Below are 6,869 nucleotides of genomic sequence, written 5' to 3'. Positions count from 1 at the left end.
CTGACGGCGTTCTGCATGGAAGGTGACAGGTTGGCCCGTTGTCCCTTCTCAAGGCCGAACGCCCGGTTTATCAGCTTCTCGACGTTGGAGTGGAATACCTGTGCCGGTGCTTCGCTGCCGAGCTTTCTGGCCGTATCTGCCATGTTGCGGGCGGCATCATGGGCTAGGTGGTAGAACGGCAGGTATTGGTTATGGCGGGCGTCCTGATGCTTGCGTGCCTCGCTGAATGCTTGCACCAGTCGGAATTTCACCTCGACAGCCCGTTCGGTGTTCCGTGACAGCGTGGCGGCGAAATAGGCCTGGTCCTCGTTCAGCAGAGCGAAGCGCACAGATCTGCCACGGCCTGCGGTCAATTTCTCTGTTTGAAACCGAAAAATTCCTAGCCGCTCCAGCTTGTCCCGGTAACGCTCAAGGTTCTGAACCAGGTTGTCGTGCTGGATACCCAGTTCCTCGGCCACGATGCGCGAGTCAATGCGTGGTTCATCCCTGACAATCAGCACGGGCAATCCGTTTTCTGGCCGGTGAACAGTTTGCCTGGTCATTGCTGGCACTCCCCGGCAGATTCAATCCATGCCCGGACGTCCTCGGCTCGCCACGCTGTCACGCGCTCGGAGAGCCTTAGGGGAGCGGGAAAGGTTCCATTACGGACACGCCTCCAAAGCGTAGAGGCAGAGAACGGCAGGACGCCGGGGGTTCCGGTACGGCGGTCGCCCACCAGCAGGGGCTGACGGACAAATCCGGTTTGGGGAAGGGCGATGACTTGGTTTTGCATGGTGCGGTTTCCCGTGGCACGTCGTTATTAACGAGCCAATGAAACCGCTTGCACCCGGTGTACAGGCAAATACTTTTAGCTGTCAGGTATAAAGCTGTAATGAGCGATTTTTGATGGTTATGAAAATAAAAAAGCCCTGAAAAATCAGGGCTGTCAGGTGGGTGTCAGGTTCAGTTGTTTAGGCAGAAATGCTCTCGAATAATTTGTCCAAACACATGTTTTTCTCGATCACCACAGCCGAAAGACGTTCCAAGCCACTTCCTTACATCAGCATCAAGTTTCGGCGGTTCAGACCTGTATTGTGGGTATTTATGCGGAAAGGCTGAAATTGCGTCTCTCAGCTTGGCGAAGGTTGCGCTATTAATCGCTAGGGATTTGTCAGCTGTGCCAGCTGTGTTTTCCGTGCGCATGGCGTGTTCTTTTGACATCAATGGCCAATGAATGCCCATGCTATAGCACCACCGCGCAATATCTTTATGGTTTACCTTGGTGCAGCCTTGGACGTTATCCATGTTGCCATCAAAAGTCTCATCTAGCTGATGCCAGTTATCAATGATGGCTTGTCTCATGCTGGAAATATCCCTTGGCCAAGGTTCTCTCCAGTACTGTTCCATTTCGTCAGGGTGTGTATTGCAAATGATACAAGCCGCCTCATTGATGGTGAATTGTTTGCGAAGCCGCATTCCAATATCCCATTGCTCGTGATGGGTTGCTTCTTCGCAAGCATTTGCAGGCGTGGGCTGTGCCGTGATGGAAAAGGCTGGAATGCCTTCTTCATTAAGCAACTTTGAAACTACATCTCTATCAAACCCATATTCATGCAGCGCGTCATGACATAAGGGCAAGAAATCAGAATAGGATTTCATCACTATCCCTTTCTGAGACTGTCTTGGTGTCGCCTGTTCTGGCAAGCAAAGCTAGCCGTTCCCGTGCTTCGTTTGCCTCAATGACAGTGGTTGAAATCATACCCATAGCAGGGTCAAAGCGATGCAGCTTCAGCTGCTGCCACTTCGGGTCTTGTGCCATGGTTATGCCTAGGCTCTGGGCGGCTTGTTGCGGCGAATAGCCCTTGGCCTCGGCTAAGATAAATAACAATTCGTGCAAGCTGATGAATTTTGCTCGCTCTTTTTGAGGATCAAGCATGTGAACGCCCCCTTGGCGTTTCCCTGTAAGGATTGCCACGCCAGCCGGGCAGGGTTCCCCGGTTTTCCTCCCGTCGGAGTAGGCGCGGCAAAACTTGTCAGGCCACCCGTAGTAACGGCTTGGCTGCTGTACCCGCTTTCAAGGCATCCAGATAATCCGACCACGCTTGCATCATCTTTCTGCGCTCTGGCAGATACTCGGCGTAGTTGTAAACAGCACGAACCTGATTGCGCTCGGCATGTGCCATCTGCCGTTCAATGGCATCACGGTTCCACCCCTGCTCGTTCAGTAACGTTGATGCCATATGCCGGAAGCCGTGACCAGTCATCGTGTCTTTGTCGTATCCCAGCCGGCGCAAGGCAGCATTGACGGTGTTCTCGCTCATTGGGCGGCCATTGGTACGCGCTCCTGGAAACACGTAACGTCCGCCACCTGTCAGCGGGTGCAGCTCACGCAGGATGGACACAGCCTGTTCTGACAGCGGTACAACGTGCTTCTCGCGCATCTTCATCCGCTCTGCCGGAATGATCCACGTCGCCCCATCCAGATCGATTTCTGACCATTCGGCCTTCCTCAGTTCTCCGGGACGAACGAACACCAGAGGAGCCAGACGTAAGGCGCACAGTGTCGGTAACGTGCCCTGATAGCCGTCAATGGCGCGCAGAAGCTCTGCAATCCTGATCGGGTCAGTGATGGTTGGGAATGATTGCTTGATGGCTGGCGCAAGTGCTCCCACCAGATCAGCCGCAGGGTTGCGTTGCGCCCGTCCGGTAGCGATGGCATAGCGGAATACCTGCCCGGCACTCTGCATGGCACGGTGAGCCGTTTCTATCGCGCCCCTGCTCTCGACCCGCCGCAGCACGGCCAGTAATGCAGGAGCATCGATCTCGGCAACTGGCCGACTACCCAGCCACGGGAAAACATCCCGCTCAAAGCGGCGCATGATCTTGTCAGCGTGGCTCGTTGTCCAGGTCGGCAGAAATTTTCCATGCCACTCACGGGCGATGACCTCAAACGAGTTGGCTGCATTGAGGCTGCCGGCTGCCTTCTGTGCCTTTCTGGCTTCGCCAGGGTCAATGTCAGCTGCCAGCAGCTTGCGAGCCTCGTCGCGCCGTTCGCGGGCATCTTTGAGACTGACCGCCGGGTACACCCCGAGGGCCAGCGTCTTTTGCTTTCCACCAAATCGATAGGCCAGTCGCCAGTATTTACCTGTCGTGTTGATCAGCAGATGCAGGCCCAATCCGTCAGATAACTTGATTGGCTTGTCTCCATCTGCGGGCTTGGCATTACGGCAAGCAGTATCAGTCAGCGGCATGTTGGTAGCCCCATGTTGGTACGTTGGTTTGCACATGGTCGAGATACCAGCAAAAGAACCAACAGACACGCTGGTATGTTGGTACGCATCATGGCACGTCATGACACAAACAAAAACCCCCGAAGCCAGTAGCGACGGGGGTTTTGAGGTGCTGTGCCACGTTGTGACACATTGAATTGGTGGAGTCGGCGGGAATCGAACCCGCGTCCGGAAATCCTCTACGATGAGTTCTACATACTTAGTCTGGCCATTTGGATTTAACCTCCGCGACGCCGACCGACAGGCTTCACTTTGGCGAGTTACCTTGGATTTAACGCCCGGCCAAGTAACCCGGTCTGACGCGATCCCATCTGAATGACTCTGCTGTCAGTTGCCTGACCATCCCGATGGGAGAGAATGTGCAGAGTCCGGTGCATTAAGCAGCCAGAGCGTAAGTATCGTCGTTTGCGACTATATTGCTTCAGCGTTTCACGGGGTGACTGAGATCCCGGTATGCCCTCATTCGCTTTGCAACCCCCGTCGAAGCCATGTCGACCCCTTGCTTCAGGTTTCTGCTCAGCAGAATCAAGTTTCTCAACTATACCATCAGACGCTTGCAAACGGGTAAAAGTTCCAGTGGATGCCCGATTTCATGGTCGGCCCCCCACAGCTCAGGCTGTTCGTGATCTGCAATGTACCCCCATCTCGCCAGCATGGTCTGCATCCCGACAACACGGCCGGCAACAATATCCCGCTCGGCATCTCCCACATAGACACAGTCTGCAGGACTCACGGCAAGCTGCTTGCAAGCATGAAGCATGGGAGCAGCATCCGGCTTGGCAGCATGCGTGGTGTCACCACTGACGACCACCCCCGGTGATTGGCAAAACCCCAGCTGTGGCACAAGGCGGTCGGTAAAGCGGCGAGGCTTGTTGGTGACAATTCCCCAAGCCAGCCCTTCTGCCACGAGAGCATCCAGCATCAGGTTGACGCCATCAAACAGCACGGTGTCTACCGCGAAATGCTGCTCGTACAGATCCAGAAACCGCAGTCGCAACCGCTCGAACTCCGGATGGTCAGTGTCCATGCCAAATCCCAGCCGGACCAGCCCGCGGGCGCCGTGGCTGGCCACAGGACGGATCGCAGCGAACGACTGTGGTGAGCGCCCTTCTTCCCTCAGCAAGGCATTCAGGGCCCAGCCCAGATCCAAAGCGGTATCCGCCAGCGTTCCATCCAGATCAAACAGTACGGCAGCAATCATGGCACATGAAAATTCATAATGAAGTCAGCCAATGTAGCACAAGCCTCATGTTGACTCATGGCTTGACATCCCCTCCCGGCATTCGGATAATCGCCCTCCATCGATTCCCCGATAGCTCAGTCGGTAGAGCGCCGGACTGTTAATCCGTAGGTCCCTGGTTCGAGCCCAGGTCGGGGAGCCACTAAATTCAAGGGCCCAGCCGTTAAACGGCTGGGCCCTTTTTGCGTTTTGGCGCCACTAATGGGCGCATGACCTTCGTCGGCAGGCTGTTAAAGCGGATCGCTACACTTGACTTCAAGACTTGATTGGAGTTCGTATAGCAAGCATCAGAAAGCGCGGGAACCATTGGCAGGTTCGTGTTCGCCGTGTGGGGCATCCCTCTCAGTCGAAGAACCTCTCCCGTAAAGACCAAGCCATCCGCGGAGCGCAGCATGTAACGCAGCGTGGGTTTTGTTCCTTTTTTGCAGGACATTTGACACCGTATAGAGCCGGACAGTCCCAAAGTTTCGCGCTGCCTTTGTCACAGTTTCAGCCGTATGAATTCTCACCTAGTTGGGTGCTCATGATACCCGACCGGACGTTATCCCTCGTTATGCTTGGGCAGGCTCCGGCCAGCCTGGCTGGAATGCTTCCGGTTCCTCATGGTTCATTCCGGCAATCTGCTGCTCCATCTCTAGCCGGCGCTGGTAAATCTGCGCGCCGCGAGCAGTGATTACCTGCCACAGAGTTTGCAGCCAAGAAAAGGTCATCGGCACGATCTGGCGATCTGCCGTCATCCGGAAGCTGTCGGTCAATCGCGGCCAGCTGTGGATGCTCTAGGTAGACCCGCAGTAGCAGATCCGCTTCGTGCGGAAGCGGAATCAGGCGTTCCTTCTTGCCTTTCTCGGCTGGGGGCAGCGCCAAGCGTGGTTCTCCCTTGATCGTCTGGGTGATCAGGTCCGACTCGTTCAGGTCACACAGGCCGGTCACCCGTAAACCACACCCGATTAACACTCCCAACATGGCCGCATCGCGCACACCTTCGAACGTCGAAAAATTTGGTGCCCACATCAGCTGCTCGGCAACCTCCAGCGATGCCGCCCGTGGCAACTTCCTTCCGGTCTTGGGGTAGCTCACCACATGCGCTGCGTTGTGGCGCACCAGCCCCCGAGAGTGGGCCCAGCGAAAGAAGCCGCGAATGCACGCCACATAAGGCAACCGGCTGATCGGAGCCAGCCCAAGGCTCTTGTGAAGATATGGACCGGTAAATACCAGCAGCTCATCTGCTGACACATTCAGTGGGTCACGGCCGGCAAGCTAGGCTTCGAAGCGGGCCAATACATCGCGGTACGACTTCACCGTGCGATCAGACGAATAGTCGTTCTCGGCCTTGAACAGCAAAAACGCTTCAAAAACTCGGTTCATTTACCCCCCCACAGGGAAAACACTCGTGGACCGATGGGTTTTGCTATTTGAAATGTATAAATAACTGAAACAAAAGAACTATTCTTCATTTTGCTTCCTCACGAAAACCCGTGGCTCGCAACAAAAATCCATGGGTCAAAAAATAGTCAATTACTCAAATCCGTGCATGCCCAATCCTGCTTTTCTCTACGTGTCACATCCCGGATGCTCATCTGAGCAAACGCATCTGGAAACTGACCCTTGCCTGGGAGGGTTTTGGCAAGCTTCTGCAAACGCTACAGACTGAATCCCGATGATCGTCAAACTTCACAAGCAGGCCCGTACCACGCCGGCCATCCGTGCCGAAATCCACCAGGCCACCGGCACGCTGGTTGAACTGGCCGCTCGTTACCACGCCACCGTTGATACCATCCGCAAATGGAAGCATCGCGAGAGCGTCGGGGATCGCTCCCACACCGCGCATCGCTTGCAGGCCACGTTGACACTGGCACAGGAACGCATCGCAGTCGAGTTGCGCAAGATTCCGCACTTGGGACTGGATGACCTGCTGGTGGTCGTCCTCGAATTCCTCAATCAGACGGCATCGCGCTCTGGTCTGGATCGTTGTCTGCGCCGGCACGGCGTGGGCAGCCTGCGCGATCTGGAGTCAATACCTGACCGACCGGTGCGCAAACCGTTCAAGGCATACGACCCCGGCTATTTCCACATTGACGTCAAATACCTGCCGCAGATGCCGGACGAGACGGCACGCCGCTATCTGTTTGTGGCCATCGACCGGGCCACCCGCTGGGTCTTCGTGCAAATCAGGCCCAACAAAACGGCCGCGGCGGCCAAGGCCTTTCTGAAAGCGCTGCAGATGGTGGCGCCGTGCCACATCTAAACGATCCTGACCGATAACGGCAGTGAGTTCACCGATGGCCTGTTCAACCGGCAGAAGTAGTCCAGCGGCGAGCATGAATTCGACCGGCTATGTACAGCGCTGGAGATTGAGTTCC

General features: G+C 55.7%; 7 protein-coding genes, 1 tRNA gene, 1 other RNA gene and 1 pseudogene. 2 read left to right on the top strand and 8 right to left on the bottom strand.

Annotated features, from left to right (window positions below):
* From G542_RS0113935 to G542_RS0113920, 7 genes are all read right to left on the bottom strand, one after another.
* The coding region (locus tag G542_RS0113935; protein WP_034986021.1) for a Rha family transcriptional regulator at nt 1-542 on the bottom strand (542 nt) is incomplete at its 3' end.
* On the bottom strand, nt 539-772 hold the full coding sequence (locus G542_RS18255; protein ID WP_081666856.1) for a helix-turn-helix transcriptional regulator: 234 nt from the start codon (nt 770-772) through the stop codon (nt 539-541). The genes G542_RS0113935 and G542_RS18255, both read right to left, overlap by 4 nt.
* 170 nt (nt 773-942) lie before the next feature.
* Complete coding sequence (locus tag G542_RS18685) at nt 943-1,638, bottom strand: hypothetical protein (RefSeq protein ID WP_155826732.1); 696 nt, start codon at nt 1,636-1,638, stop codon at nt 943-945.
* On the bottom strand, nt 1,622-1,915 hold the full coding sequence (locus tag G542_RS0113930; RefSeq protein WP_027824421.1) for a hypothetical protein: 294 nt from the start codon (nt 1,913-1,915) through the stop codon (nt 1,622-1,624). The genes G542_RS18685 and G542_RS0113930 overlap by 17 nt, the downstream gene beginning before the upstream one ends.
* 97 nt (nt 1,916-2,012) lie before the next feature.
* Nucleotides 2,013-3,230, bottom strand: coding sequence for a tyrosine-type recombinase/integrase (locus G542_RS0113925; protein WP_027824420.1), 1,218 nt, complete (start codon nt 3,228-3,230; stop codon nt 2,013-2,015).
* Nucleotides 3,231-3,407: 177 nt separating this feature from the next.
* Nucleotides 3,408-3,768, bottom strand: a transfer-messenger RNA (tmRNA) gene (gene ssrA / locus G542_RS18250).
* Nucleotides 3,769-3,807: 39 nt separating this feature from the next.
* Nucleotides 3,808-4,470: an HAD family hydrolase gene (locus tag G542_RS0113920; protein WP_027824419.1), complete on the bottom strand. Its 663-nt coding sequence runs from the start codon at nt 4,468-4,470 to the stop codon at nt 3,808-3,810.
* Between the two features lie 105 nt (nt 4,471-4,575).
* Between G542_RS0113920 and G542_RS0113915 the strand changes: the two genes are divergently transcribed.
* Nucleotides 4,576-4,651: transfer RNA gene (locus G542_RS0113915), tRNA-Asn, on the top strand.
* Nucleotides 4,652-5,060: 409 nt separating this feature from the next.
* Here the strand turns inward: G542_RS0113915 and G542_RS0113910 are convergent.
* Nucleotides 5,061-5,219: a DUF4376 domain-containing protein gene (locus G542_RS0113910; protein WP_244878720.1), complete on the bottom strand. Its 159-nt coding sequence runs from the start codon at nt 5,217-5,219 to the stop codon at nt 5,061-5,063.
* Between the two features lie 947 nt (nt 5,220-6,166).
* Between G542_RS0113910 and G542_RS17105 the strand changes: the two are divergent.
* A pseudogene (locus G542_RS17105) lies at nt 6,167-6,811 on the top strand (DDE-type integrase/transposase/recombinase); the annotation flags it as partial.
* Nucleotides 6,812-6,869: the final 58 nt, after the last annotated feature.

The sequence above is a fragment of the Laribacter hongkongensis DSM 14985 genome, from assembly GCF_000423285.1.
Classification (GTDB): Bacteria; Pseudomonadota; Gammaproteobacteria; order Burkholderiales; family Aquaspirillaceae; genus Laribacter; species Laribacter hongkongensis.
The sequence above is the reverse complement of the archived record's forward strand: the minus strand, read 5'-3'. Positions and strand labels throughout refer to the sequence as shown.